We start from the raw sequence: 24,524 nt of genomic DNA on the forward strand, positions 1-24,524 counted from the left end.
GTCAAAACGTTGAAGAGGAACGAGTGCAGCTTTTTATCAGTGAGTCTAGCCGACTTGCTGTAAATTGAAGCCCTTCCAGCGCAACGTGTACATAACGCTCCACCATAGATTGGGTTTTCCAGCCGCCCAGCCGCTGAAGTTCATGCGTCGGCGTTCCGGCCTCGCGATGCCATGTCGCAAAGGTGTTCCGTAGGTCATGCCAGCGAAAATCCTCGATGCCCGCTCCCTGCAAAGGATTGCGCTATGTCTTCGCGTTGACTTGGATAATTGGATTACTCGCACCGGCTCAGCGGGGAAAGAATGATTGACAATACAGTAGTCTAAAAACTACAATATATCCCGATGATCGAGTTAAAGCAAACCGAAACATTCAAGAAGTGGCGGACAGAGCTCAAGGACGCACGGGTGGGCGCTTTGATCGCATCCCGCCTGGACCGTCTTGCTTTTGGATTTGTGGGCGATGCGGAGCCAGTGGGTCAAGGCGTCAGCGAATTGCGCGTCCATCATGGCCCGGGATACCGCATCTACTTCCGCAAAAGGGGGAACGCGATCATTGTTTTGCTGTGCGGGGGAGACAAAAGCACGCAGGCAAAGGACATCAAGATGGCAAAGCACCTGGCTGAAGAATGGAGTGAATGACATGGCTGAAAAACTGACCCCCTACGATCCCGCCGAGGACCTGACTTCTGACGAAGCGATTGCAAGCTTCATGGCGGAAGCGTTCCAGACGAACGATGCTGGCTACATCGCGCACGCGCTGGGGGTTGTCGCCCGCGCCAAAGGCATGACCCAAATAGCTGGGCAAACCGGGCTTTCCCGCGAACAGCTTTACCGCTCTTTCAGTGAGAACGGCAACCCTACCCTGAAGACCACTTTGGCAGTCATGCAAGCTCTGGGCATCGAGCTGACCGCCAAAGTTTCGGCTACCGCATAAGACCAGCGCGGCAGCAGGATCGTAGATCGTCAGTTTTTTTCAGTCATCTTGTTGACTCCGTTCTTTTGCACGCCCACGGGGATTTCGATCCAGTCCGGGCTGACACCCTAGAAAACCCTGGGACGGGCTTCCCCACTGACCTTACGAACAAAATCGACCTCCAGCCCTTATCTGACGGGCGTAGGCAGCTATTAATAATATAGCAACTGGCAACGCCCGCTCTGGCCAGCTACAGGCGCAGAAAGGCGAAATTTCACGCCTGCGCCCGCACCCAGCTTTTCAAGACGTCGTTCATGCGGGTTTGCCAGCCATCACCCGATGCCTTGAATTTCTCCACCACCTCCACGTCAATGCGCAGGGTGATCTGCGTTTTGCTGCCACTGCCCAGCGGGCGGCCACGACGCAGCAGTGGTTTGACTTGCAACCATTCGGCATCCGTGAAGGGGACGGCGTCAGGGTCTGCCAGGGCGGCGGCAGTGATGGCGGCGTCCTCGGCAGGAGTGGGAAGGATGATTCCGGTTTTAAGTTTTGGCATAACGTTTCACCTCTCGTGTGTTGGCTTTTCTCAAGCTGATGACGCGGCGCTCTGTGGGCAGCTCGGGTGGGCGGTCAACGAACACCACAACCATGATGCGCAGGCCGATGTAGCCCAACGCCACCATGCGGGCCTCGTCATACACGCGTCGCTTGTCAGGCCACACCACAGCAGCCTCCCATTCAAAGCCCACAGCGTCCAGCAATGAAAAGCCATGCTTGGCCAGATTCGCGGCATCTTTGGCTGGGTCAAACGTCACATTCACAATTTATTGTAGTTACGTTTATTTGAATTGCAAGGAATATTTGTAGTTACGATAGTTCCAGCCAGCCGTCAAGCGTGGTGCAACGCGGCCGGTGCGGCTTCGATACCTAAAACACGGCGTCGCGGTAGCCGCAAAGCAAAACGCCGAGGGCGTTTGCCCGCTCCTGGAAATATATCTGTCGATCAGATCCGACTAAACGCCGCGCGCCCGCCGCGCCAGCGTTTCCATGGCCGCCAAGCGCATCGCGCCGAGTATCTCCAGCTGCTCTGCGGAAACCTGCTTTGCTTTGACGTCATAGATACACAGCGTGCCGACGGTGTGCCCATCAAATGCCAGCCGCGCGGAGGCGTAGAAGCGGATGAAAGGTGCATTGACGACGAGGGGATGGTCGGCAAACTGTGCGTCGGCGGTGGTGTCGGGGATCACGAGGAAGTCGTCTTCACAATGAAAGAGGATTTCGCAAAATGAAGTCTCGGCCGGCGACTCGGTGAGGGACACGCCTATGCATGACTTGAACCAGTCGCGGTCTGCGTCCAGCAGACTCACCATGGCGATGGGGACATCGAAGGCCTTGGCAAGCGTACGGGTCAGGTCGTCATACGCCACCTCGGCGGCGGTATCTAGCAATGCAAGGCTTTTCAGAGCCTGTAGACGCTCAGGATTTTTACGCATGACAAGCGCAAACGGTGGGCGCCACGCGTCAGGCGTCGAGGCGCGCTGCGGCCTGTTTTTTGCTCAGGCTTCGCAGTGCGGCAATCGCCGGAAATTGGCTGGCACGGGGCCGTGTTTTGCCGTTTTCCCATTTATAAACCGACTGGTCCGACACGCCAAGCAGGAGGCCGGCTTCAGCCGCTGACAAGCCCAGGCGTTTTCTCTGCGCCAGCAGGCCGCTGGCGCTGAAACGGAAGGAACCAGCTGCCAGGTCGTCAGACAAAGCCTCTGCTGGCTTTTTGCCAGCAGCTTTGCCCAGGCGACCGACCAGTTGTTCCAGCGCGGCAATGCGGCGCTTCAGCGCGGCGATGTCTGACCGGAAGTGGGCCGAGGACTTTTTCAGCTGTTGTGTTTCAGCGCGTGCTTCTTTGCGGGAAACGCGGGCAATTTCTTCTTTCAAAACGCTTGCTATATTGGGCATGGGCCTTTGTTCCAGATAAAAGAAACACCTATCTTACGGTGCCAAGCTACCTCATCCTGATTCACGGGCTTCGCGCAAGGGGTTCAGGCCATCGCCCGGCCCGCTCAAACACACCTCTGACCAGAGCATACAACGCCCAGAGCAGCAGCAGCGGAATCACCAAAGTCTGTAGCAAAAAAATCACGATCAACCGGATGATGTGTTCGGTCGCCTGCTCGGCCGCCAGCTTCAGGGCTTCAAAGCGTGCCTTCACATCGGCAGTGTCGGACAGCCAGCCCTTCATCCGGTCGAGCACGCCGGGATTGTCCGGTACCGCCACGGGCGGGCCGAGGCGGGCGGCCTGGGTGGACGAGGTGTCGATCTGCAACTGGCTGGCTGCGTAGTCGGGCGCCAGGAATTTTTGCCACAGCAGGTCGGTACCCAGCGTCACCACGGGAACCGCGAAGCGCAGCATCAGCAGGATCACCAGCACGCGCGACAACCAGGGCGGCGGCGCTTGCCGCCTGAAGTGCACCCACGCCCAGCCCAGCGCCACGGCCGTCAGCGCCAGCGAGATCACCCAGTAGCCGCCCATGGCAATCAGCGCTTTCTGCACACCAAAAGCCACACTGGCCGCCAGCATCAGTGTGGAGAACTTCTCCACCAGGTCGTTAACCGGATCGAGCAACTGACCCGGCGTGAGCGTGACGCCCACACCCAGCGGCTGCACCGACAGTGCGGTGCCCTGCGCCACCGAGATCACGGCATTGAGGGCGCGTGCCGTGGCAAAACTGACCAAAGCGCGCTTCAAGCCGGCATCGACCTGCGCCATCGCTGGCGCATCCAGCGGCGCGAACCATGAACAGGCCACCGCAGCAAGCATGAACAGGGCCAGGACAAAACGGCGGATGCTGGGCATGAGAGCTCCTCGGAAAAAAGTCGGGCTGCTTCAGGATACCGCGTCCGCAGTGGCCCGTCGCAGGCTGGGCAGTGCGCACAGCCACCGCTACAATCGCGCTGCCTGAAGCGGCCCCGCACCAGGCCTCTTGCCACTTCCAAGGTTCAAGCCATGACCGCCATCAAAACCCTGTTCGTGTTGTCCACCGCTTGCCTGATGCTGGGCTGCAACACCCTGGGCAATGCGCCGATTGCCAACGACAGCACGGTCAGCGGCAACACCGCGAAACAACTGGCGGGTGATGTGCCGCTGCCGCAGGGCGCGGTGATCAAACAGCAGGACACGCTGGTGATGGGCACGGGCAGCTCCTGGACCGGGCGCCTGAGCCTGACGGTGGCGGGCGAGCCGCAGTCGGTGTTTGCCTACTTCCGCGACAGCCTGCCAGGCGCCGGCTGGACGCTGACGTCAAGTTCTTTTTCAAAACTGAGCCTGCTGACCTTCACCAAGGCAGAACGCATCGCCACGGTGCAGATGCAAGGCTCAGGTTTTGGCGGTGGCAACGAAGTGCTGATCACCGTGGCCCCGGCGGTCAAGCCGGCCAGCCCCACCAGCCGACCCTGATCCACCTGGTTTCAAGCCGCCTCGTTTTTGGGTGACCGCGCGTCGGAGATGCTGCTGACCAGCACCTTGTCGATGCGTTTGCCGTCCAGGTCCAGCACTTCAAAACGCCAGTCCGCCGCCTCGACGCACTCACCGACGGCCAGCAGCCGCCCCGACACGCTTTGGAGCAAGCCGGCCACGGTGTTGTAGCGCCCCTTGTCCTCGTCGGGCAGGTCCTTGATGTCCAACCTGGCCTTCAATTCGGACACCGGCATCACGCCGTCAATCAACCAGCTACCGTCGGGCCGCTGGGTGGCCCAGGCATCGACCTGGGCGCCGGGTTGCAACTCGCCGGTAATCGCCTCCAACATGTCCATCGGCGTCATCAGCCCCTGGACCACGCCGTATTCATCGACCACAAACACGATGCGGGTGGAGCGCTTGCGAAACTGCTCAAGCAACTCCATGCCGGTCAGGGTTTCGGGCACAAACACGGCGGGAATGGCATAGACATCGATGCGGTCGGCCAGCGTGGGCGTGGTGCCCGTGCCAGTGCTTTCACCCACCGGCTGGATCCGACCGCGCAGCGCCAGCAGCTTGGCGACGTTCACCACCCCGACCACATCGTCGAGGCTGCCGCGGCATACCGGGTACCACGAATGCCCGGTGGCACCGGCCTTGGCAATCGCCTGGGCCACGGTGTCGTTGGCGTCAATCCACTCAATGTCCGAGCGCGGCAGCATCAGTGACGTGAGAAGCCGGTCGTCAAGCAAAAACACGTTCTGCACCATCTGGTGTTCGTGCTCCTCGATCAGGCCGGCGTCCAGGCCTTCTTCCAGGCTGGCTGCAATTTCTTCATCGGTCACGGTGCGCTCGCCGGCGTTGTCCACCCGCAGCAGCTTGAGCACGGCATGGGTACTGAAGGACAGCAGGCGCACAAAAGGCTTGGTGCCGGTGGCCACCCACATCATGGGCCGTGAGACCAGGCGCGCGACGGTTTCGGGGTAAAGCTGGCCGATGCGCTTGGGCACCAGCTCGCCGAACACGATGGTGATGAAGGTGATGATGGTGACCACCAGTGCCGTGGCCGAAATGTCGGCGGCACGCACGGACGCGCCGAAAGACTGGATCCACGCCGACAGGTCGTCGCTGAAAGCCGCCTCGCCGATGATGCCGTTGAGCATGCCGATGGAGGTGATGCCGACCTGTACCGACGACAAAAACTGGGTCGGGTTGTCCAGCAGCGTCAGCGCCGCGCGTGCGCCCTTGTCACCCGACTCCGACATGGCATTAAGTCTGGCCTTGCGGCTGGAGGCCAGCGCCAGCTCCGACATGGCGAAGACGCCGTTGAGCAGCGTCAAAAAGGCAATGAGGATGAAATCCATGAATCCGGAGGCAGAATGAACACATGGCACTTTACATGATCGGCGACCTGCAAGGCTGCCATGACCCTTTGCAGCGCCTGCTGCGCAAGATTGACTTCTCCCCCAGCCGCGACACGCTCTACCTGCTCGGCGACCTGGTCAACCGCGGCCCTGACTCGCTGGCGGTGCTGCGCAGCCTTGAACAACTCGGCGACGCGGCGCAATGCCTGCTTGGCAATCACGACCTGAACCTGCTCGGCATCCGCCACGGCCTGCGCAAACCGCATCGCGGCGACACCGTGCAGCAGGTGCTGGACGCACCCGACAGCGAGGCGCTGCTCGACTGGCTGCGGCATCGCCGCATGGCCATGTTTGCGCGCGGCTGGCTGATGGTGCATGCCGGCGTGCTACCGCAATGGAGCGTGGCGCAGACACTGGCGCTGGCCGGCGAAGTCGAGCGCGCGCTGCGCGGTCCAGACCTGGCCGGTTTTCTGCACGGCATGTACGGCAACACGCCAGCCCGCTGGGACGATTCACTGGCAGGCGCCGAACGCCTGCGCGTGATTGTCAATGCGCTGACGCGTATGCGTTTTTGCACGGCCGACGGCGCGATGGAATTTGCCAGCACCGGCGGCACACAGACCGCGCTGCCCGGCTACCTGCCCTGGTTTGAGGTGCCGGGCCGGCAGACCACCGGCGTGCCCATCGCGTTTGGCCACTGGTCCACACTGGGTGCCGACACGGCGGCAGCCGGCGGCGGCCTGCTGGCCAACACCTTGCCGCTGGACACCGGCTGTGTCTGGGGCGGCTGCCTGACGGCCGCGCGTATCGGCGACGCGCCCGGAGCGTTCGAGCTCATTGCGGTGAGATGCGAGTGGGCACAGGCGCCAGGCTGACGGGTTTTCAGGCATTTTAGGCCTCCAGCCCATACCCGACGGGCACAAGCAGCTATGAATTCAATAGCGCTTTTGACTTGCCTGGGAGCTTGTTGCCAGCTCCCCCGCCTTGTTGGCCGCGTGCAGGGCGGCCTCGTCGGACAGGCTGCGCGCCACGCTGGCGGACAGCAGCAGCACCGCCGATGAGAAATAAATCCACATCAGCAGCACCACCAGCGAGCCGGCCGCGCCATAGGCAGACACCACGGCAGCGGTGGACAGGTACAGCGCCATCAGGTACTTGCCGAGCGAAAATAAAATACCGCCCGCAATGCCGCCCATGACCAGGTAACGCAGCGCAGGTTTGGGCCCGGCACTCATGCGCATCAGAGCCACAAACAATGCAGCCGAAAAGCCCATGGACACCAGCTCGTTGACCGCCACGGCAATGCGCTCCAGCGGCATGTAGGAGCCGGCCCAGGTCGTGAAGAAACTCAATATTGCGGAAATGGCCAGGGACACCATCAACAGAAAACCGAAAGCAAGGATGTAGGCAATCCCGCGCAGCCGCAGCGAGGCGCTGTACCACCACTTCTGCTGCGGCGCCACGCCGGTGTCATGGCGCCAGAGCCGTTCAAAGGCATCCTGCAACTCGGCAAACACCCCGGTCGCACCCGACAACAGCAAGACAAAGGCGATCAGCGACGCAAGAAGACCATCGGCGGGTTCCTGCGCACTTGCCAGCGCCTGCTTGATCAGCTCCGCGCCCTGCTCACCAATCACGCCGCCTATCTGCTGGATCAGGCCGGTCTCGATGTAGCTGCGGTCCAGCCACCAGCCCAGCACCGCGACCAGCAGCACCAGAAGCGGCGCGAGGCTGAGAATGCCATAGAAGGACATGGCGGCACTCATGCGCAGGCCGTCCGCATCGATCCACAAGCCAATCGCGCGACGCGCGGGGCGAATCAGCATGGGAACAGTAGACTTCTGGTAGGCCTGCCGCAGTGCAGTGAACTGGGTAATCATGGCAAGATCTTAGGCCGGCAGCGGGCCTCGGCGGCTCGGACGCCGACGCCGAAAAAAGTAGGTGCAGGCCGACGCCTGACTGCGGGGCGCAGGCCCCGCACTTCCTATTGAGCGTTTCAGAATTCATGACCGTCGGAACGCTCAATCCCTCACCCCATCCCTCTCCCAAAGGGCGAGGGTGAGAGCCGTCCAATTCACTGTCGTGTATTTGGAAAAGATCACAAAGCCGCAGTCTTGAACAGCGCGGCGACTTTTTTCTTGGGCTTGATGTTGGCCGACACGCTGCTGCGCGGCGCGGCGCCCTTGGCGCTGGCTTCCCAGGCGGGCTGTGTCTCGGCGGCCAGGGTGGACTCATAAGGCTTGTCAAAAAACGGATCGCGCGATACCGCATGGCGCTGCGGCGGGGCTTCACGGCGCTCGCGCCGCTCTGGACGCTCGGCCCGGCCCTGCGGCGCGTCTTCTGCGTCACGCACCGCCTGATCGCCGCTGTCGCGGTACATGCGGCGGCCGTCGTTGATCCGGCCCTGATCCTTGCGCGGCTGGTCTTCTTCGAACTCCATCGGTTCGATCTCGATTTTTGTCTTGATGAGCTTTTCGATGTCTGCCACCAGGCGCTGGTCGCTGCTGGCCGCAAAACTCACGGCCAGGCCAGACGCGCCAGCACGGCCAGTGCGGCCAATGCGGTGCACATAGTCTTCGGCATTGAAGGGCACATCAAAGTTGAATACCGCCGGTACGTCCTTGATGTCCAGACCGCGCGCAGCCACATCGGTACAGACCAGCAGATCGACCTCGCCCTTTTTGAAAGACTCGAGGGCCTTGAGGCGCTCGTCCTGGCTTTTGTCGCCGTGCAGGGCGGTGGTCTTCAGGCCTTCGCGCTCCAGCGAGCGGGCCAGACGCGCGCAGCCAAGTTTGCTGTTGACAAACACGAAGGCCTGCTTGAGACCGCGTTGTTTGAGGATCTGGTGCAGGGCCCGGCGTTTGTCGTCGGCGTTGACCGCATAAAAATGCTGCTCCACCGTGGAGGCGGTGGCGTTGGAGCGCGCCACTTCAATCGTCACCGGGTCCTGCAGGTAGCTGGACGCCAGGCGTTTGATCTCGGGGGAGAAAGTGGCAGAAAACAGCAGCGTGATGCGCTGCTTGGGCAAGTAACTGAGGATGCGCTGCAGGTCGGGCAAAAAGCCGATGTCCAGCATGCGGTCGGCCTCGTCGAGCACCACGTACTCAACCTGGTTGAGCACGGTGTTTTTGGCCTCGATATGGTCCAGCAAGCGGCCGGGCGTGGCCACCAGCACTTCCACACCTTTTTTCAGCTCGGCCGTCTGCGGCTTCATGTCCATGCCGCCAAACACCACCGTGCTGCGCAGATTGGTGTATTTGGCATACAGCTCCACCTGCTCGGCCACCTGAACCGCCAACTCGCGTGTGGGTAGCAGCACCAGGGCGCGCACCGGGTGCCGCGCTGGCGAGGTGGAAGCGTTTTCGTGTTTCATCATGCGCTGCAGCAGCGGCAAGGCGAAAGCGGCGGTTTTACCAGTGCCGGTCTGGGCGGCGCCCATCACATCCTTGCCCTGCAGCACGACCGGAATGGCCTGCTCCTGGATGGGTGTCATGGTTTCGTAGCCCATCTCGGCGACGGCGCGTGCCAGCGGTTCTGCCAGCGAGAGGTTGGAAAAAGAGGATGTCATAAGCAAGGCCCGGCGTAACTCCAGCGTTTGTAGGTAGCGGATGGTCGCGCGGGCCGGGACGGGTTTGCCGGGGCGCGTTGGGAGCCAACAGCACGGCTGGTGGCAAAGGGAGCGCTGCAGACTGCCGGAGCGCGATCATTGATCGCAGGGCGTGAGCAGCGCTTCCTCAAGCCCCTATTGTCGCACTTTGGGCGAAAACACCCGCCAAATGCCAAACAACACCCCGATGGCGCGCCGGGCACGCCGCGCCAGACTGCGGACGGATCACGGCATGCTACCAATTTAATAGCTACTTATCTCCGCCGGATATGGGCTAGAGTGCGATTTCTTATAAATTTCGGGCATTGAAGGTGTCGCAGGCCTTGACGCTGCCCTGTTGCAGACCGTTGTTGAACCAGCGCGCCCGTTGGGCACTGGTACCGTGGGTGAAACTTTCCGGGACGATCTTGCCTCCGCCGCCCTGCTGCAGCGCGTCGTCGCCAATCTTGGCTGCCGCGTTCATGGCTTCCTCGACGTCGCCCTGCTCCAGGATGGCTCGGGCGCGCTGCGCCTGGTTGGCCCAGACACCGGCAAAACAGTCGGCCTGCAGTTCGAGCTTGACGCTCATTGCGTTGTACTCGACCTTGCTGATGCGCCCGCGCATCTGGTCCATCTTGCCGGTGATGCCGAGCAGGTTCTGCACATGGTGGCTGACCTCGTGCGCAATCACATAGGCCTGGGCAAAGTCGCCGGGCGCGCCCAGCCGTTTCTGCAGGGTTTCATAAAAACCGAGGTCGATGTAGACCTTCTGGTCGGCCGGGCAGTAAAACGGCCCCATCGCCGCCTGGCCCTGGCCGCAGGCGGTCTGCGTGGCACCACGAAACAGCACCAGGGTCGGTTCCCGGTAGGTGCTGCCGCCCTTGGCAAACACATCTTTCCAGACGTCTTCGGTGTCCGCCAGCACGGTCGAAACAAATCCCGCCATGCGGTCATCGGCTGGCGGCCGCTGGGCCGGACCCTGCTGGACCTGTGCCGTGGGCGTGCCGCCGCTAAGCAGGCTCAGGATGGTCATCGGGTTGATGCCGAAGATCCAGCCACCCACCAGCGCGATCACAATCGTGCCTATGCCTATGCTGCGGCCGCCCAATATGCCGCCTCCGCCAAAACCCCCGCCGCTGCGACGGTCTTCGACATTGTCAGACTGGCGGTTGCCTTCCCATTTCATGTGCGGCTTTCAGTAAGTGGGAGCGGGCGGTCGGATGCGGGCCGCCACTTTACTTGCCGGCGCGGCGTCAGGGGAACGATTTCTTGCTTCAAAATGTCTATCCCTCATGACTACACTTCCCCGCTTGCGCGTTTGGCTGGCTGTACTGGTGGCAACGCTGCTCACAGCATGTGCCAGCCCCATCGTCACCCAAGTCAGCAATTTCAACCAATGGCCGTCAGACGCGACCGGCAGCAGCTTCACCTTCATCAAGCCACCGTCCAGCCCGTCGCAGCCGCCACCCGAGCTGGAATTGGCAACTTACCAAGCCTATGCGCAACAGGAGCTCGAAAAACTGGGCCTGCGGCGCGCGCCCACTGGTCAGGCCGCGCGCCTGCTGGTGGAGCTCGGCTGGATCACCCAGCCGCAAGATCGCACCTACCGCCAACCGATTTACGATGATCGGCTGGTGTTCTACCCGCCCTACCGCAATGCGGCCGGCCAGGTGTTTCCGGGTTACTGGGCGCCCAGCCGCTTTGGCCCGGCCTACCTCGGCGACCGGCTGGTGGCCTACACCGTGCAGTTCAACCAGATCAACCTGCGCATACTCGACAAGCAGGGCAGCCCGCCGGGCCAGCCCCGCGCTGTGTTCGAGTCGCATGCGGTGTATGAGGGCCAGGCCACGCTGCCCACCATGGCAGCCTACCTGGTGCGCGCGGTGTTCGACGGCTTTCCGGGCCAGAACGGGCAGGTCCGGCGCGTCAACTTTGATCGGGAAACCGGTGCGGTGATCCGGAAGTAAACCGTCAGTCGAACCGGACAGACAGGCCTTCGAGCTGGCCGGCGACCGGCCCGGAAGCTTCCAGCGCGGTGTGCCAGGTCTGCCCCGACAACACCGGCCAGGCGTCGGTCAGCGTGCCGGTGGTGATGATGTCGCCCGCCTGCAACGGCGGTGTGCCGGGCGTGGCGCGTAACTCCTGCACAAAATGCAGCAGCGCCTGCAGCGGGCCGTCGAGCACGTTGGCGCCGAATCCTTCGTCTTTCAACACACCGTCGCCATAGAGTTTGAGGCGGATGCCGGACAGCGCCTGCGCGAGCGCGTCGGGCGCGGTGCCGCGCGGCATCGCCACCGGTCGCCCCACCAGCAGACGCCCGTGCAGGCCTTCGTCGGCCACGGCCTGCGCGGCGCTGAATTTCCAGCCCGGAAAATGCGTGTGCACAATCTCAAAGCCATGCGCCACCCAGGCCATCGCATCGACCAGTTGCGTCAAGGTACAGCCGGGCATCGGGGCGGCACGCAGGCCGAACACAATCTCGGGTTCGATGCGCGGCTCGCACAGCCCGGTCAGAGACACCACGCCGGCATTCGGTCCCGCCGCATCAACGCGGCTCAAGGTGCTTTGCCAGACCGTCCCCCAGATCGGTGCAAACACCCCGTAACGCGGCCAGATCGTGCGGTTGGTGAACCCAACCTTGTAGCCGACAGCTTGCTCACCCGCAGCGATACGCTCCGCGCGCACGGCCAACGCAGCGGTGTAGGCGGCTGGCAAATCGGCAGGAACACCCGGCGGCCAGGTGAGGGGACGGGCTTGCAGGCGAGCTTGAGAAATATCAGCCACAAGGCCGGCCAGTGGTGTTGAAATGGTCATGCGCCCATATTAGCCAAAAACCGCACCGGCCCAGAGCACGGATCATGCAAGCTGCGCACAATACCAGCATGAGCACACCTACCGCAACCACGTCGCCTCCAACGGTCTTGCTGACCGGTTTCGATCCGTTCGGGGGCGACAGCCTGAACCCGAGCTGGCTGGCCGTCGAGACGCTGCAAGGCCGACGCATCGCCGGCCACAAGGTCGTTGCGGCGCAACTGCCCACGGTGTTTGGCTCTTCGCTGGTCGAGCTGGCGCGTTTGCTGCGCGAACATCGGCCCACGCTGGTGATTTGCGTGGGGCAAGCCGGCGGGCGCGCCGCGATCTCGCTGGAGCGCATCGCCATCAATGTCAACGACGCGCGCATTGCAGACAACGCTGCCGCTCAACCGGTGGACACGCCGGTGGTAGCCGGCGGACCGGCGGCCTATTTCACGACGCTGCCAATCAAGGCCATGCTGTTGGCGCTGCAGGGCGAGGGCATTCCCGCCGAGGTGTCGCAAACGGCCGGCACCTTCGTCTGCAACCATGTGTTTTACGGATTGATGCACCACCTCTCGACGCGGCGGGGCTTCAAGCGCACACGCGGCGGTTTTGTCCATGTGCCCTGGCTGCCCGAACAGGGCCAGCCCAGCATGACCACCGATGAACTGGTACGCGGCCTGCGGCTGCTCATTGCCACAGCACTGGCCACGCCAGAAGACATCGCCCAAGGCGCGGGTGCGATCAGTTAGGAGGGCTTCGGAGGCTCAGGTTCGTCGCGCACAAGCCGCCACATCAGCCAGGTGCCTATCAACGCGTTGCAAAGCGCAAACACACCCACCACGATCATGGCAAAAGTATTGAGGGGACGGTTATGGACAATCCAGGCCAGCGCAGCCGATAAAGCGTTGAGCGCCAACATCATCCAGAACAGGGGATTGCGCGGTTGAATCAAGCGGGACAATTTCATGGCGGTCATGCTAACCGCATTTCTGCCCTGCCTCGCTGCGACCCGGACAGTTAGCGGTGCGTGCTGAAGGAAACCGGGATGAACCCCTGGCTACCGCCAGCCGCTACCGCTGTGCTGCGGCTGAAGCTGCCACTGTTGTCCGCCAGCGTGGTGGTACGGCCGACAGCATCGGGCGCGGCTTGCGCCTGGATCATGCATTTGTTGAGTTGCGCGCCACCGAGCGTTTCGATGCACTGAACCATCGCGGTCCGCTGCGAAGCCAGCATGGCTTCACGCAGTTCAGCCTTTTTCACCTGACCGCTCGCCACCATCGCAATGCCGACCAGCAGGCTGACCACCAGCAAGAGCCCGGCGCCGGCAAAAATATATTCGCGTGGCACGGTGTGGACTTTGGGCAAGTGGCTGGAAAACATGGAAGGCTCCTGGTGACGACAGATGTGATGGTAGGCCGGCAGGGGGCGTGGACAACCCGGTGCACGGCCCGTTGCGCTGTAGGAAAAAATCGCCTGGCCCCCTGCGCCTTCCGGCTTAACATCCGGGCATGAAAGACGCATCCCCCCAGCTCGACGCCGCGCAAACCGCAGACCGTCTGCCTTACCCTGCGCTGGTCGCAGAAATTGTGAGACTGCTGGACGATGACTCGGTACAGGTGCCGGAGCGGCTGGTGCAACCGCTGGCCGGTGGTGGCAGCCTGTTTGTCATGCCGGCCATGGACAGCCAGGTGGCTATCACCAAGCTGATCACCTTCACACCGGCCAACGCGGGCACGCCGCGCGCGACCATCCAGGGCGATGTGGTGGTGTTTGACATTGCCAGCGGCGCGCGCCGGCTGGTGCTGGACGGCCCGACCGTCACGGCCAGGCGCACCGCTGCGGTGTCGCTGCTCGCGGCGCAGCGGCTCGCGCCCAATCAAAATGGCCCGCTGCTGATCGTCGGCGCCGGCGTGCAGGGCCGGGCGCACCTGGAGGCGTTTGCCGAAGGCCTGGGCATCACCGAAGTGGTGATCGCTTCGCGCAGCTCCGCCAGCGCGCAGGCGCTCGCTGCACAGGCGCAGAGGCTGGGCCTGCATGCGCGGGTCACGCAGGATGCCAACACCGCGTTGGCCGACTGCCCGCTGGCGGTGACCTGCACACCGGCCTGCGGCGTGGTGCTGGAGGCCTTGCCGCGTCGGGACGGTTTTATCGCTGTGGTCGGCGCCTTCACGCCGATGATGGTGGAACTCGGCGCCGGCCTGTGCCGCCATGTCGCAGAGACCGGCGCGGTGTTTGTGGATACAGCCGACGCCCTGCACGAAGCCGGCGACCTGCTGCAAGCCGGGCTGGCCGTGGGCCGCTTCGCCACCTTGGCCGCCGTGGTGCGCGGCGGTCTTCCCCCGTCTGCAGGTCCCGTGCTGTTCAAAAGCTGCGGCTGGGCCGGCTGGGACCTGGCAGCCGCGCGCACCGCGTTACGGTCTGGCGCCACAAGCTGAACTCAAACTCGGGCGGGTATTGCCGCTTCAGGCCAGCCCGCACCATTCGGCAAAGCGGTGAAAGGCATCGGCCCACAGCGCCCAGGCCGCCGCAAGAACCAGCAGCCCACCAGCCGCGCGTGTGCCCCAGTCCTGGCGCAGCCGGTTGCCGCGGTCCTGCAGCTTGTCATACAGCCAGGGCACCAGCATCAGCGAGACGCTGCTGCCGGCGGCGAACAGCGCCATGGACAAGGCCCCGGCCAGTGGCCCACCACTGAGCGAAGCCACCAGCAGCGCCGAATACAGCAGGCCGCAAGGCATGAAAGCCCACAGGGCGCCGGTGGCAAAAACCCCGCCGCGCGCGCTGGCCAGGGGGCGGATGCGCGCCCAGACCGAGCGGCCCGCTGCACTGACCCACTCCGGCTGGCGCGCCTGGGCCAGCAACATCAGCCCCCAGAGCAGCACCAGCAAATGAAACAGGGTCCAGACCGGTCGCAACGCTGAGGTCGCAGAGCTGAGCCAGGCCAGGCTTTGCACGGCCAGCGCTGCGGCCGCACCGGCCAACGAATACCCCACCAGCCGGCCTGCCTGAAAACCCAGCAGCGAACGCATACGCGAAGCCCCGCCTTCGCGCGGCCCCAGCCGGGAGATGCCGGCACAGGCGGCGCCACACATGGCCGCACAATGCGGCCCGCCGGCCAGCCCCATCAACAGGGCGGTGACAGCCAGCGTGGTGGACATGCCCGGCGCGTCTTCTAGATGATGCGCGAAAACTTCGCGCGGTGGCGGTCTGCTTGGAGATAACGGTCAAACACCATGGCCACGGCCCGCACAAAAAACCAGCCCTGGGCGGTCACCTCGATGCCCGACTCGTCAAGCACCACCAGCCCCAATTCTGCAAACTCACGCAACTGTTCGAGCTCAGCCGTGAAATAGCTTCTGAAGTCCAGCAGCCAGGCCTGCTCGATCGATTCAAAAATCACCTGCCCCTGGCACATCAGCGCCATGATCACGGCCCGGCGCGCCAGGTCGTCGCGGTTGAGCGCCAGCCCGCGAACCACCGGCAGGCGCCCCTGGTCCAGATGGTCGCAGTACTCGTCCAGAGTCTTGGCGTTCTGGCTGTAGGTGGCGCCTGTGCGCCCAATGGCCGAGACGCCCAGACCAATCAGGTCGCAATCGGGCTGGGTGCTGTAGCCCTGAAAGTTGCGGTGCAGGCGGCCCTGGCGCTTGGCCACTGCCAGTGCATCATTGGGCAAGGCAAAGTGGTCCATGCCGATGTACGCATAACCCGCCGCCAGAAACGTCGCCAGCGACTCGGACAACATGGCCACCTTGGCGGCACCGCCCGGCAGGTCGGCCGAGACAATACGGCGTTGCGGTTTGAAACGCTCGGGCAGATGGGCGTAGGCATACAGCGCGATGCGGTCTGGCCGCAATTGCACCACCTGGGCCAGCGTGCGCGCAAAAGACTCGGGCGTCTGGCGCGGCAGGCCATAAATCAGGTCCATGTTGATCGAGTCAAAACCAATCTCACGCGCCTGCGCCATCAGAGCGCTGACCTGCTCAAACGGCTGTATCCGGTGCACGGCTTTTTGCACCTCCGGATCGAAATCCTGCACGCCGAAACTCAGGCGGTTAAAACCAAGATCAGCCAGCGTGCGCAAACGCGAGGCATCGACGGTGCGCGGGTCGATCTCTATCGAATATTCGCCCCCGGGGGCCAGCGTGAAACTGCGCCGCAACATGGCCATCAGCTCGCGCAATTCGGCGTCAGTCAGAAAAGTCGGGGTGCCTCCGCCCAGATGCAGCTGGGTCACCGTCTGGCAAGTGCCAAGCTGCGCTGTGGTCAGGTCTATCTCGCGGGCCAGATAACGCAAATAGCTGGTTGAGCGGCTGTGGTGCCTGGTGATGATCTTGTTGCACGCGCAGTAGTAACACAGCGACTCGCAAAACGGAATGTGCACATACACCGACAGCGGCAACGCCAGCGCAGAAGGCCCTTCGCGGCGCTGGGCCAGCGCCTGCCCGTGGTCGGCGGCAGAAAATGCTTCGACAAAACGGTCGGCGGTCGGATAAGACGTGTAGCGCGGTCCGGCAACGTCGAAGCGGCTCAACAGCTTGGGAGATACCTGGGTCAGGGTGGCGGTGGCATGGGACATTGCAGACTTCTCAGGGTGATGCCCGACTGTGACGCGCCCGCTCACATGGCGGTTTGATCTGGATCAATCCCGCCCGCGCTGTGCCCGGGACAATTTGATGCAGATCAGAAAGCACTGTAATGAAGGACGTGCACCGTGAACCAGCACTCTCCCCTGGATAAAACGCCAATGGACCTACCGGCCATGAAAGTGGCCTGCTCTAACTGCAATCTGCGCGAGCTGTGTATGCCGGTGGGCCTGAGCCCGCAAGACCTCGCCCACATCGACACCCTGGTGAGCACACGCCGCAAAGTCAAGCGCGGTGCCACGCTGTTTCGCAGCGGTGAAGCCTTCGACGCCCTGTTTGCCATCCGCAGCGGTTTTTTCAAAACCTGCCTGAACGCCGAGGATGGCCGGGACCAGGTGACCGGCTTCCAGATGGCCGGCGAGATCATCGGGCTGGACGGCATTGTCAACGACCGGCATAGCTGCGATGCAGTGGCCCTGGAAGATGCCGAGGTCTGCGTCATGCCGTTTGCCCGCATTGCTGAGATGGCACGCGAGATCGCGCCTTTGCAGCAACACCTGCACCGCGTCATGAGCCGCGAAATTGTGCGCGAGCACGGCGTGATGCTGCTGCTGGGCAGCATGCGCGCCGAAGAGCGGCTGGCCGTGTTTTTGCTGAACCTGGTGCAGCGGCTGCATGCGCGCGGCTTTTCCAGCTCTGAGCTGGTGCTGCGCATGACACGCGAAGAGATCGGCAGCTACCTTGGCATGAAACTCGAAACCGTAAGCCGCACCTTCTCGCGGTTTGCCGATGACGGCATTCTGGATGTCAGGCAGCGCCAGGTGCGCATTCTGGACCTGGCCGCGTTGCAACGCATCGTGAACCAGCAGGCAGGCTGACAGCCGCGTCAGCGCAGCAACAGTCGCATGGCAATGGCCTCCGGCAGGGGTCCGGTCGACACCTCGAAACCGGCCTGCCGCGCCAGAGCCGCCATGCCCGAGTTCTCCGGCAGACATTGCCCCACCACTTCCATGGTGCCGCGCTCCCGCAGGTAAGCTGTCAGTTTGTCAAGCAGCACGCGGCCCAGGCCCTTGCTCTGCCACTCGGTGGCCACCTGAATCGCGAATTCCGCCACCCGGTTGTCAGGGTCGCACACGGCCCGGGCTTCAGCCACCATACGCGGCGCAGCGCCGGCGTGGTCGATGATCGCCACAAAAGTCATTTCACGGTCGTAGTCAATCTGGCTGTAACGGGCGAGCTCTGAATGCGGCACTTCCCGGCGCGCCATGAAAAAACGTAGCCGCATGTCGCCGGGCGAGGCCCCGGCGTAAAAGGCCATCAGGCGCTGGCCATCTTCTGGCCGGATTGGTCGCAGCAGCAATTGCTGTCCCGCCAGCTCAACACGCTCTTCCAGCGCCGACGGATACGGGCGGATGGCCAACCGGCTAACCTCGTTGGGCGGCACCCGCCGCAGCTTGATGCGGGCATCAACTGCGAGCACGCCGCGCTCATCCACCAGCAGCGGGTTGATGTCGAGCTCAACCAGCCAGGCCAGGTCACAAGCCATCTGCGACACCTTCAGCAAGGTGGCCAGCAAGGCCTGCTCGTTGGACGGCGGGCGCCCTCGGTAACCCGCCAGCAGGGTCGACAGCCCGCTTGCGGCAACCAAGTCACGCGCCAGCGGACTGTTGAGCGGCGGCAGGGCGACGGCGTGTTGCCGGTTCAGTTCAACCGCAGTGCCCCCGCTGCCGAACAGGAGGACCGGTCCGAACACGGCATCGGTGGCAATTCCCACTATCAATTCATGGGCGCCGGGGCGATGCGCCATCGCCTGCACGGTGAAGCCCAGCACCCGCGCCTGGGGCAGAAGGCGTGTGAGCTGCTGGCACATGTTGGCCGCTGCAGCCCTGAGCTCGTCGCCAGATGCCAGACCCAGCGCCACGCCGCCCACATCGGACTTGTGGATGACCTGGGGCGAAATGATCTTCAGCGCCACCGGATAGCCGATTTTTTCAGCCGCCACCACCACCGCCTCCTCCACGTCGCGGGTCTGCACGGTTTCCACCGTGGGAATGCCATAAGCCCGCAGCACCGCCTGGGCCTGGGCATCGCCCAGCCACTCACGGCCTTCACGCAGCGCGTCTTCCAGCAGCGTCTGCACAAGCCCCCGGTCGGGCGTGAAGTCATCCAGCGTGTCGGTGGCAAGCTGCTGCAGCGCCTGCTGATTTCGCGCATAAGTGGCCAGTTGCAGCCAGGCTGCTGTCGCGCGTTCGGGCGTGTCATAACTGGCGACACCCGATTCAGCACTGGCTTTTCGCGCTGCCGCTACCGCTGCACCGCCCAGCCAGCAGGTCAGCACCGGCTTGGGCGCCGTCTGCATCAGCGGCAGACAGGCGAGCGCAATATCGGCTGCCGGAACAATGGCAGTGGGGGCATGGATGAACAGCACACCATCGACCTCGGGCGCTGCCAGCAACACCCGCAGGCTGTCGACGTAGCGGCCAACAGGCGCGTCACCCACGATGTCCACCGGATTGCCGTGCGACCAGGTGGACGGCAGGCATTGGTCGAGCAGATGCAAGGTGTTGTCTGTGAGTAGCGCCAGCACACCACCCCCCATCGAAAGTGCATCAGCAGCCAGCACCCCGGCACCACCGCCGTTGGTCAGCACGGCCAGCTGCTCGCCGTGCCAGTGTTTCGCGTGGGTTAATGTTTCGGCCGCGTCGAACAGCGACTCCAGGGTGTCCACCCGCAACATGCCGGCGCGCCGGACGGCGGCGTCAAACACGGTGTCCGACCCCGCCAGGGCGCCGGTGTGCGATGCAGCCGCCCGGGCACCGTCCGGGGCGCGCCCGGCCTTGACGATGATCACCGGCTTGTTGCGTGCCGCCGCCCGCGCCGCCGACATGAACTTGCGCGCCGCCTTGACAGACTCCATGTAGAGCAGGATGGCCCGGGTGGTGGGATCGCTGGCGAGGTAATTAATCACGTCACCAAAATCCACATCCGCGCTGTCGCCCAGCGAGATGAAATGGGAAAACCCGATACCCCGCGTGTTGGCCCAGTCCAGCATCGCCGTCGCCAGCGCACCAGACTGCGTCACAAAGGCCAGGCCTCCGGGAAGGGCGTTGCCGGGCGCAAAACTGGCATTCAGGCCGACGCCAGGGACCAGCGCACCGATGCAGTTCGGCCCGAGGATGCGCAGCAGCCAGGGACGCGCCGCATCAAGCATCGCCTGCTCCAGCGAAGGGCCACCGCCCACGGAAGGCTGCTTCAGTCCGGCGCTGAGTACGATGGCGGCCTTTGTGCCCTTGCGACCCAAGGCGTCAATCAGTTCTGGCAGCGTCGCTGCGGGGGTACAGATCACCGCCAGGTCCGGGGCCTGCGGCAGCGACGCGACATCGGGCCAGGCCGGTCCGCCGTCCACAAGCGTATGCCGGCGATTGACAGGCCAGATCGCGCCCTTGAAACCGCCGAGTTTGAGGTTGCGCAGCACCACAGACCCCACGCTGCCCTTCCGGTCTGAGGCGCCGATGACAGCTACCGATCCGGGATGGAACAGGGCTTCGAGATGGCGTACGCTCATGAAAATCCTTGCACACACGCAGGGTTTCCGCATGACGAAAGCAGCTTAGCGCGGGGCAAGGGCTTGCAGTTGTTTTAGATCAAGCAGACCGACGCTGGCGCCCCACAGAATGACAGTCAGCACACCGATCCAGCCGAGAAACATACAGATACATCAGCCAGCCGACACGGCGCCTCCTGCGATCCGCTGGGGAACCGCCGCCCAATGATCAATAAGGACACCCCATGAAAGCCCTTGTGTACAACGGCCCCGGCCAAAAAAATCTGCAAGAACGCCCCAAACCCGTCATTGAGGCGGGCACCGACGCGATCATCCAGATCACCCGAACGACCATTTGCGGCACCGACCTGCACATTCTCAAGGGCGACGTGGCCACCTGCCTGCCCGGCACCACCCTGGGGCACGAGGGCGTCGGCGTGGTGGAAAGTGTGGGTGCCGGCGTGACCACCTTCAAGCCGGGCGACAGGGTGTTGATCTCCTGCATCAGCGCTTGTGGCCGCTGTGAGTACTGCCGCAAAAGCATGTACTCGCATTGCACCACCGGCGGCTGGCTACTGGGCCACCGCATCAACGGCACGCAGGCCGAATTTGTGCGTATTCCGCATGCCGACACCAGCTTGCACCCGATTCCGCCCGGCGCCGACGAAGAAGCGCTGGTCATGCTCAGCGACATCCTGCCAACTGGCTTCGAGTGCGGTGTGCTGAACGGCAAAATTTCTCCCGGCGCCAGCGTGGCCATCGTCGGCTCCGGGCCTATCGGGCTGGCTGCCCTGCTCACTGCGCAGTTTTATGCACCTGCCACCTTGATCATGGTGGACATTGATGACAACCGCCTGGCCGTGGCCAAGCGCTTTGGCGCCACCCACAGCGTGAACAGCTCTGCCGGCGACGCGGCCCGGCAGGTGATGGCGCTGACCGGCGGGCGCGGGGTGGACACCGCAATCGAGGCGGTGGGCATACCGGCAACCTTTGGCCTGTGCCAGGACATCGTGGCACCGGGCGGCACCATTGCCAACGTCGGTGTGCACGGGGTCAAGGCAGACCTGCACCTGGAGCGGCTCTGGTCGCACAACGTGACCATCACCACCGGGCTGGTGGACACCTTCTCGATCCCGATGCTGCTTAAAACCGTGCAATCAAAACGTATTGATGCAGCCCAACTCATCACGCACCGCTTCAAGCTGGACAACATCCTGCAGGCCTACGACACCTTTGGCAAAGCTGCCGACACCAAAGCACTGAAGGTGATCATTGAAGCGTGATGAACAAACGCCGGGGACTTGTTTGCCGCCGACATGGCCCGCAGGTGTGGGTCAATCTGCGTGGCAGTGGCAGTCAGTCTGCTATTGTTTTTATAGCTGCTGACGCAGGTAATACATGGGCTGGCGGCCTAAAACACTTCTGCCCGACCGCGCCGTTTGACTCTTCCCGGTGCATCGGTCACGCATCGGCCTGATGTCTCCAACGCAGAAAATGAAAATATCCGATGAGCGTTGATCAGAACAGTGACGGGGCGACCGGCAAGGACCCGTCGGTAGCGCCGCATGTGCTGGCGCTTGACGCGCTCGTCGCGCAACTTCAGGTTCAACCCGACGAGGGCCTGTCGGGTGAGGATATTCGCCAGCGCAAAGAAAAATACGGTCCCAATCAACTGCCCGAGGCGCCGCCGCGTTCGGCCTGGCGGGTGTTCCTCGCGCAGTTCAAAAGTATTTTGATCATGATTTTGATCGGTGCGGCGACGCTGGCGGCGCTGATTGGCAACACCAAAGATGCACTCGTGATCCTGGCCGTCGTCCTGATCAATGCCACCGTCGGCTTTTACCAGGAGTACCGCGCCGAGCAAAGCCTGGCGGCCCTCAAGGCCATGTTGCCGGTGCGGGCGCGTGTGCGCCGCGAAAGCAAAAAAATTGAAGTCGCTGCCGAAGACCTGGTGCCCGGGGACGTGGTGCTGCTGGAGGCGGGTGACCCGGTGCCGGCTGACGGAAGATTGCTCCTCTCAGCGGGGCTGGAGGTTGACGAGTCGGCCCTGACGGGCGAGTCGCAGCCGGTCGGCAAGCAGCTTGACGCGCTACAGGCGACTGACCTGCCGCTGGCCGAGCGCAGCAACATGCTCTACATGAACACCTTGCTCACGCGGGGCCGGGCAGAAATCATCGTCACGGCAACGGGCGCGCAAAGCGAGATGGGGCAGCTGTCGCAAGAACTTGCCGCCACGCCCGAAGTACCCACGCCGCTGCAGCTTCAACTCGACCAGTTGGGCAAACGGCTGGGCGCCATTGCGTTAACGCTGGTTGGCCTGCTGTCCGCCCTGGCGCTCTGGCGCGGCGACACCCTGGCGCACATTGCGCTGGACGCGATTGCGCTGGCCGTTGCGGCCATGCCCGAAGGCCTGCCGGTGGTGGTGACGGTGACGCTGGCGCTGGGCATGCGCAACATGGCGCGCCACCAGGCCATCGTCAAGCGCCTGGCCAGTGTGGAGACCCTGGGATGCACCACGGTGATCTGCTCGGACAAGACGGGCACGCTGACACTTAACCAGATGACGGCGCGCGCGTTTTTTTACCGGGAGCAACGCTTCAACGTTTCTGGTGAGGGGTACGCGACAGATGGCGAAATCAGCGCGACTGGCTCTGCGGGCTCGGCTTCGAGACTTCCCGATCTGCAGGCGCTGCTGCTGCCGCTGGTCGCCTGCAACGACAGCCGGGTTGACCATGGCAAAGTCATTGGCGACCCGATGGAGGCGGCCTTGCTGGTGCTGGCGCACAAGGGTGGCCTCGATCCCGGCACGGCCACCGAGGCACTGCCGCGTCTGGCGGAAATTCCTTTCGATGCGGCCCACAAGTTCATGGCCACTTTCCATCAGGAGGACGGTCAGGTCCGGATGTTCGTCAAAGGCGCGCCCGACGTGTTGCTGGCGCTCTGTACGCAGGCGCTCAACGCAAGCACTGAAGGCCCGCTGGACGGGGCCGCCCGCCAGCAGATCGAGGCGCACTACACCGAGCTCGGCAGCCAGGGCCTGCGCGGTCTGCTGGTCGCCTCGCGCAGCATTGCCAACAGCGCGTTTGATGCAGCAGGCGATCTCTCTGCATGGGTCAGCGACCTCAGCTTCGTCGGCTTGATCGGGCTGATGGACCCGCCACGCGCAGAGGCCAAGGTGGCCATCGCCGAATGTCGGGCGGCGGGCATTACCGTCAAGATGATCACTGGCGACCACCAACTCACCGCATCGGCCATCGCGGCTGAACTCGGGCTCAAGGGCACAGCCATGACGGGCGCAGAGCTGGAGCGCCTGAATGCAGAACAGCTGGCCGCCGCCATCGACGATGTTGCCGTGTTCGCCCGCGTGACACCCAGCAACAAGGTCAAGATCGTGCGCGTGCTGCAAAAAAAAGGCGCGGTGGTGGCCATGACCGGCGACGGTGTAAATGACGCGCCGGCTTTGAAAAGCGCCGACATTGGCGTCGCCATGGGCAGCGGCACAGCAGTCGCCAAGGCCGCCGCCACCATGGTCTTGCTTGATGACAACTTCGCGACGCTGGTCAGCGCGGTACGGCAGGGGCGCACGCTTTACGACAACATCGTGAAGTTCGTGCGCTTCCAGCTGTCCACCACCATAGGCGCCATCCTGTGCGTGTTCTTTGCGCCTTTACTGGGGCTGCCCGAACCTTTTACGGCGGTGCAGATTTTGTGGGTCGCCATCATCATGGACGGCCCGCCTGCCGTGTCACTCGCGATGGACGCCGCACGCCCTGGCCTCATGCACGAGCCGCCGCGCAGCCGCAGCAAGCCGCTGCTGACGCTCAGGCGCCTGGGCAAAATCATCGCCTACGGCGTCACCATGATGATGGGAACGCTGGCGGTGCTGCACTTCGGCCTGCAGGCCGGCATGGCGCAGCAGGCCCCCACCCTGGCATTCACCACCTTCGTGCTGTTTCAGTTTTTCAACGTGTTCAACGCGCGCGTCGAGCGCGGCACGGCGTTCAACCGGCATTTCTTCAAAAACACGATGCTCTGGGCCTCACTGGCGGGTGTGATCGGCTTGCAGGTCATTGCCGTGCATTGGCCACCCGCCCAGTCCATTTTTGGGACCCAGTCCCTGTCTCTCGGTCAATGGGGCATCGCCACCGGCACAGCAGCCACCATCTTGCTGCTGGAAGAAGGGCGCAAGCTGGCGGTGGCCCTGTTTGAACGCCTGCGTTCGGGACCCAAGGCGCCTGAACCCCTCGCACCGAAGGAGGCGGCCCAATGACGGCACTTGGTCATTCA

26 protein-coding genes are annotated in these 24,524 nt (G+C 63.4%); 10 read left to right on the forward strand and 16 right to left on the reverse strand.

Going from position 1 to position 24,524, the window contains the following annotated elements:
• Position 1 precedes the first annotated feature (1 nt).
• Positions 2–232 carry a tyrosine-type recombinase/integrase gene (locus tag Q8O29_RS01040; protein ID WP_305560199.1) on the reverse strand — a complete coding sequence of 77 codons (231 nt, stop codon included), beginning with the start codon at positions 230–232 and terminating at the stop codon, positions 2–4.
• Between the two features lie 110 nt (positions 233–342).
• On the opposite strand from Q8O29_RS01040, the gene Q8O29_RS01045 reads away from it, so the two are divergent.
• Positions 343–639 carry a type II toxin-antitoxin system RelE/ParE family toxin gene (locus Q8O29_RS01045; RefSeq protein ID WP_305560200.1) on the forward strand — a complete coding sequence of 99 codons (297 nt, stop codon included), beginning with the start codon at positions 343–345 and terminating at the stop codon, positions 637–639.
• 1 nt (position 640) lies between these two features.
• Positions 641–934 (forward strand): addiction module antidote protein, encoded by a 294-nt coding sequence (locus tag Q8O29_RS01050; protein WP_305560201.1) that lies wholly within the window; start codon positions 641–643, stop codon positions 932–934.
• A gap of 253 nt (positions 935–1,187) precedes the next feature.
• Here Q8O29_RS01050 and Q8O29_RS01055 read toward each other — a convergent pair whose 3' ends face one another.
• The 5 genes from Q8O29_RS01055 to Q8O29_RS01075 form a co-directional block, all read right to left on the reverse strand.
• Complete coding sequence (locus Q8O29_RS01055; RefSeq protein WP_305560202.1) at positions 1,188–1,469, reverse strand: BrnA antitoxin family protein; 282 nt, start codon at positions 1,467–1,469, stop codon at positions 1,188–1,190.
• On the reverse strand, positions 1,456–1,728 hold the full coding sequence (locus Q8O29_RS01060) for a BrnT family toxin (RefSeq protein WP_371134119.1): 273 nt from the start codon (positions 1,726–1,728) through the stop codon (positions 1,456–1,458). Before Q8O29_RS01060 ends, Q8O29_RS01055 begins: the two co-directional genes overlap by 14 nt.
• 198 nt (positions 1,729–1,926) lie before the next feature.
• Positions 1,927–2,361, reverse strand: coding sequence for a GAF domain-containing protein (locus Q8O29_RS01065; protein WP_305560204.1), 435 nt, complete (start codon positions 2,359–2,361; stop codon positions 1,927–1,929).
• A 73-nt stretch (positions 2,362–2,434) separates the two neighbouring features.
• Complete coding sequence (locus Q8O29_RS01070; protein WP_305560205.1) at positions 2,435–2,866, reverse strand: DNA-binding transcriptional regulator; 432 nt, start codon at positions 2,864–2,866, stop codon at positions 2,435–2,437.
• Positions 2,867–2,927: 61 nt separating this feature from the next.
• Positions 2,928–3,764, reverse strand: coding sequence for a hypothetical protein (locus Q8O29_RS01075; RefSeq protein WP_305560206.1), 837 nt, complete (start codon positions 3,762–3,764; stop codon positions 2,928–2,930).
• Between the two features lie 150 nt (positions 3,765–3,914).
• Here Q8O29_RS01075 and Q8O29_RS01080 point away from each other — a divergent pair, with 150 nt between their 5' ends.
• Positions 3,915–4,364, forward strand: coding sequence for a hypothetical protein (locus tag Q8O29_RS01080; protein ID WP_305560207.1), 450 nt, complete (start codon positions 3,915–3,917; stop codon positions 4,362–4,364).
• A gap of 11 nt (positions 4,365–4,375) precedes the next feature.
• Here the strand turns inward: Q8O29_RS01080 and Q8O29_RS01085 are convergent, their stop codons facing one another.
• Entirely contained in the window at positions 4,376–5,728 is a 1,353-nt protein-coding gene (locus tag Q8O29_RS01085; protein WP_305560208.1) for a hemolysin family protein, read from the reverse strand.
• A 23-nt stretch (positions 5,729–5,751) separates the two neighbouring features.
• Here Q8O29_RS01085 and Q8O29_RS01090 point away from each other — a divergent pair, with 23 nt between their 5' ends.
• Positions 5,752–6,603: a symmetrical bis(5'-nucleosyl)-tetraphosphatase gene (locus tag Q8O29_RS01090; RefSeq protein ID WP_305560209.1), complete on the forward strand. Its 852-nt coding sequence runs from the start codon at positions 5,752–5,754 to the stop codon at positions 6,601–6,603.
• Positions 6,604–6,663: 60 nt separating this feature from the next.
• On the opposite strand, the gene Q8O29_RS01095 is transcribed toward Q8O29_RS01090, so the two are convergent.
• From Q8O29_RS01095 to Q8O29_RS01105, 3 genes are all read right to left on the reverse strand, one after another.
• On the reverse strand, positions 6,664–7,608 hold the full coding sequence (locus Q8O29_RS01095; RefSeq protein ID WP_371134120.1) for a YihY/virulence factor BrkB family protein: 945 nt from the start codon (positions 7,606–7,608) through the stop codon (positions 6,664–6,666).
• A gap of 218 nt (positions 7,609–7,826) precedes the next feature.
• Positions 7,827–9,296: a DEAD/DEAH box helicase gene (locus Q8O29_RS01100; protein ID WP_305560210.1), complete on the reverse strand. Its 1,470-nt coding sequence runs from the start codon at positions 9,294–9,296 to the stop codon at positions 7,827–7,829.
• 328 nt (positions 9,297–9,624) lie between these two features.
• Positions 9,625–10,500: a neutral zinc metallopeptidase gene (locus Q8O29_RS01105; protein ID WP_305560211.1), complete on the reverse strand. Its 876-nt coding sequence runs from the start codon at positions 10,498–10,500 to the stop codon at positions 9,625–9,627.
• A 106-nt stretch (positions 10,501–10,606) separates the two neighbouring features.
• Between Q8O29_RS01105 and Q8O29_RS01110 the strand changes: the two genes are divergently transcribed.
• A complete protein-coding gene (locus Q8O29_RS01110) occupies positions 10,607–11,281 on the forward strand; it encodes a DUF4136 domain-containing protein (protein ID WP_305560212.1) in 675 nt (224 codons plus the stop codon).
• Positions 11,282–11,285: 4 nt separating this feature from the next.
• Here the strand turns inward: Q8O29_RS01110 and Q8O29_RS01115 are convergent, their stop codons facing one another.
• The gene (locus Q8O29_RS01115) at positions 11,286–12,128 is read right to left on the reverse strand and encodes a 2-keto-4-pentenoate hydratase (protein WP_305560213.1); all 843 of its coding nucleotides are present in this window, start codon (positions 12,126–12,128) and stop codon (positions 11,286–11,288) included.
• A 68-nt stretch (positions 12,129–12,196) separates the two neighbouring features.
• On the opposite strand from Q8O29_RS01115, the gene pcp reads away from it, so the two are divergent.
• On the forward strand, positions 12,197–12,862 hold the full coding sequence (gene pcp, locus Q8O29_RS01120) for a pyroglutamyl-peptidase I (protein WP_305560214.1): 666 nt from the start codon (positions 12,197–12,199) through the stop codon (positions 12,860–12,862).
• Here pcp and Q8O29_RS01125 read toward each other — a convergent pair.
• On the reverse strand, positions 12,859–13,089 hold the full coding sequence (locus Q8O29_RS01125; RefSeq protein ID WP_305560215.1) for a hypothetical protein: 231 nt from the start codon (positions 13,087–13,089) through the stop codon (positions 12,859–12,861). The genes pcp and Q8O29_RS01125 overlap by 4 nt on opposite strands.
• A gap of 41 nt (positions 13,090–13,130) precedes the next feature.
• Positions 13,131–13,493 (reverse strand): hypothetical protein, encoded by a 363-nt coding sequence (locus tag Q8O29_RS01130; protein WP_305560216.1) that lies wholly within the window; start codon positions 13,491–13,493, stop codon positions 13,131–13,133.
• A gap of 128 nt (positions 13,494–13,621) precedes the next feature.
• Between Q8O29_RS01130 and Q8O29_RS01135 the strand changes: the two genes are divergently transcribed.
• The gene (locus tag Q8O29_RS01135) at positions 13,622–14,548 is read left to right on the forward strand and encodes a delta(1)-pyrroline-2-carboxylate reductase family protein (RefSeq protein WP_305560217.1); all 927 of its coding nucleotides are present in this window, start codon (positions 13,622–13,624) and stop codon (positions 14,546–14,548) included.
• Between the two features lie 27 nt (positions 14,549–14,575).
• Here the strand turns inward: Q8O29_RS01135 and Q8O29_RS01140 are convergent, their stop codons facing one another.
• Complete coding sequence (locus Q8O29_RS01140; RefSeq protein ID WP_305560218.1) at positions 14,576–15,268, reverse strand: sulfite exporter TauE/SafE family protein; 693 nt, start codon at positions 15,266–15,268, stop codon at positions 14,576–14,578.
• A gap of 14 nt (positions 15,269–15,282) precedes the next feature.
• Positions 15,283–16,686, reverse strand: a complete 1,404-nt coding sequence (gene hemN / locus Q8O29_RS01145) for an oxygen-independent coproporphyrinogen III oxidase (RefSeq protein WP_371134121.1) — start codon at positions 16,684–16,686, stop codon at positions 15,283–15,285.
• A 168-nt stretch (positions 16,687–16,854) separates the two neighbouring features.
• Here hemN and Q8O29_RS01150 point away from each other — a divergent pair, with 168 nt between their 5' ends.
• Positions 16,855–17,571 carry a helix-turn-helix domain-containing protein gene (locus tag Q8O29_RS01150; RefSeq protein ID WP_305560315.1) on the forward strand — a complete coding sequence of 239 codons (717 nt, stop codon included), beginning with the start codon at positions 16,855–16,857 and terminating at the stop codon, positions 17,569–17,571.
• An 8-nt stretch (positions 17,572–17,579) separates the two neighbouring features.
• Here Q8O29_RS01150 and Q8O29_RS01155 read toward each other — a convergent pair whose 3' ends face one another.
• Positions 17,580–20,258 carry a bifunctional acetate--CoA ligase family protein/GNAT family N-acetyltransferase gene (locus Q8O29_RS01155; RefSeq protein WP_305560219.1) on the reverse strand — a complete coding sequence of 893 codons (2,679 nt, stop codon included), beginning with the start codon at positions 20,256–20,258 and terminating at the stop codon, positions 17,580–17,582.
• Positions 20,259–20,482: 224 nt separating this feature from the next.
• Here Q8O29_RS01155 and Q8O29_RS01160 point away from each other — a divergent pair, with 224 nt between their 5' ends.
• Both Q8O29_RS01160 and Q8O29_RS01165 read left to right on the forward strand, forming a co-directional pair.
• Positions 20,483–21,520: a zinc-dependent alcohol dehydrogenase family protein gene (locus tag Q8O29_RS01160; protein WP_305560220.1), complete on the forward strand. Its 1,038-nt coding sequence runs from the start codon at positions 20,483–20,485 to the stop codon at positions 21,518–21,520.
• Positions 21,521–21,744: 224 nt separating this feature from the next.
• Positions 21,745–24,507 carry a calcium-translocating P-type ATPase, PMCA-type gene (locus tag Q8O29_RS01165; protein WP_305560221.1) on the forward strand — a complete coding sequence of 921 codons (2,763 nt, stop codon included), beginning with the start codon at positions 21,745–21,747 and terminating at the stop codon, positions 24,505–24,507.
• The last annotated feature ends 17 nt before the right edge of the window (positions 24,508–24,524 follow it).

The sequence above is a fragment of the Polaromonas sp. genome, assembly GCF_030689685.1.
Lineage (GTDB): Bacteria > Pseudomonadota > Gammaproteobacteria > Burkholderiales > Burkholderiaceae_C > Polaromonas.

Excerpts from the sequence above, each read along its gene's own strand:
- Q8O29_RS01045 (WP_305560200.1), top strand. The coding sequence starts at position 343 with ATGATCGAGTTAAAGCAAACCGAAACATTCAAGAAGTGGCGGACAGAG.
- Q8O29_RS01050 (WP_305560201.1), top strand. The coding sequence starts at position 641 with ATGGCTGAAAAACTGACCCCCTACGATCCCGCCGAGGACCTGACTTCT.
- Q8O29_RS01055 (WP_305560202.1), bottom strand. The coding sequence starts at position 1,469 with ATGCCAAAACTTAAAACCGGAATCATCCTTCCCACTCCTGCCGAGGAC.
- Q8O29_RS01070 (WP_305560205.1), bottom strand. The coding sequence starts at position 2,866 with ATGCCCAATATAGCAAGCGTTTTGAAAGAAGAAATTGCCCGCGTTTCC.
- Q8O29_RS01075 (WP_305560206.1), bottom strand. The coding sequence starts at position 3,764 with ATGCCCAGCATCCGCCGTTTTGTCCTGGCCCTGTTCATGCTTGCTGCG.
- Q8O29_RS01080 (WP_305560207.1), top strand. The coding sequence starts at position 3,915 with ATGACCGCCATCAAAACCCTGTTCGTGTTGTCCACCGCTTGCCTGATG.
- Q8O29_RS01085 (WP_305560208.1), bottom strand. The coding sequence starts at position 5,728 with ATGGATTTCATCCTCATTGCCTTTTTGACGCTGCTCAACGGCGTCTTC.
- Q8O29_RS01090 (WP_305560209.1), top strand. The coding sequence starts at position 5,752 with ATGGCACTTTACATGATCGGCGACCTGCAAGGCTGCCATGACCCTTTG.
- Q8O29_RS01095 (WP_371134120.1), bottom strand. The coding sequence starts at position 7,608 with ATGATTACCCAGTTCACTGCACTGCGGCAGGCCTACCAGAAGTCTACT.
- Q8O29_RS01100 (WP_305560210.1), bottom strand. The coding sequence starts at position 9,296 with ATGACATCCTCTTTTTCCAACCTCTCGCTGGCAGAACCGCTGGCACGC.
- Q8O29_RS01105 (WP_305560211.1), bottom strand. The coding sequence starts at position 10,500 with ATGAAATGGGAAGGCAACCGCCAGTCTGACAATGTCGAAGACCGTCGC.
- Q8O29_RS01110 (WP_305560212.1), top strand. The coding sequence starts at position 10,607 with ATGACTACACTTCCCCGCTTGCGCGTTTGGCTGGCTGTACTGGTGGCA.
- Q8O29_RS01115 (WP_305560213.1), bottom strand. The coding sequence starts at position 12,128 with ATGACCATTTCAACACCACTGGCCGGCCTTGTGGCTGATATTTCTCAA.
- pcp (WP_305560214.1), top strand. The coding sequence starts at position 12,197 with ATGAGCACACCTACCGCAACCACGTCGCCTCCAACGGTCTTGCTGACC.
- Q8O29_RS01125 (WP_305560215.1), bottom strand. The coding sequence starts at position 13,089 with ATGACCGCCATGAAATTGTCCCGCTTGATTCAACCGCGCAATCCCCTG.
- Q8O29_RS01130 (WP_305560216.1), bottom strand. The coding sequence starts at position 13,493 with ATGTTTTCCAGCCACTTGCCCAAAGTCCACACCGTGCCACGCGAATAT.
- Q8O29_RS01135 (WP_305560217.1), top strand. The coding sequence starts at position 13,622 with ATGAAAGACGCATCCCCCCAGCTCGACGCCGCGCAAACCGCAGACCGT.
- Q8O29_RS01140 (WP_305560218.1), bottom strand. The coding sequence starts at position 15,268 with ATGTCCACCACGCTGGCTGTCACCGCCCTGTTGATGGGGCTGGCCGGC.
- hemN (WP_371134121.1), bottom strand. The coding sequence starts at position 16,686 with ATGTCCCATGCCACCGCCACCCTGACCCAGGTATCTCCCAAGCTGTTG.
- Q8O29_RS01150 (WP_305560315.1), top strand. The coding sequence starts at position 16,855 with ATGGACCTACCGGCCATGAAAGTGGCCTGCTCTAACTGCAATCTGCGC.
- Q8O29_RS01155 (WP_305560219.1), bottom strand. The coding sequence starts at position 20,258 with ATGAGCGTACGCCATCTCGAAGCCCTGTTCCATCCCGGATCGGTAGCT.
- Q8O29_RS01160 (WP_305560220.1), top strand. The coding sequence starts at position 20,483 with ATGAAAGCCCTTGTGTACAACGGCCCCGGCCAAAAAAATCTGCAAGAA.
- Q8O29_RS01165 (WP_305560221.1), top strand. The coding sequence starts at position 21,745 with ATGAGCGTTGATCAGAACAGTGACGGGGCGACCGGCAAGGACCCGTCG.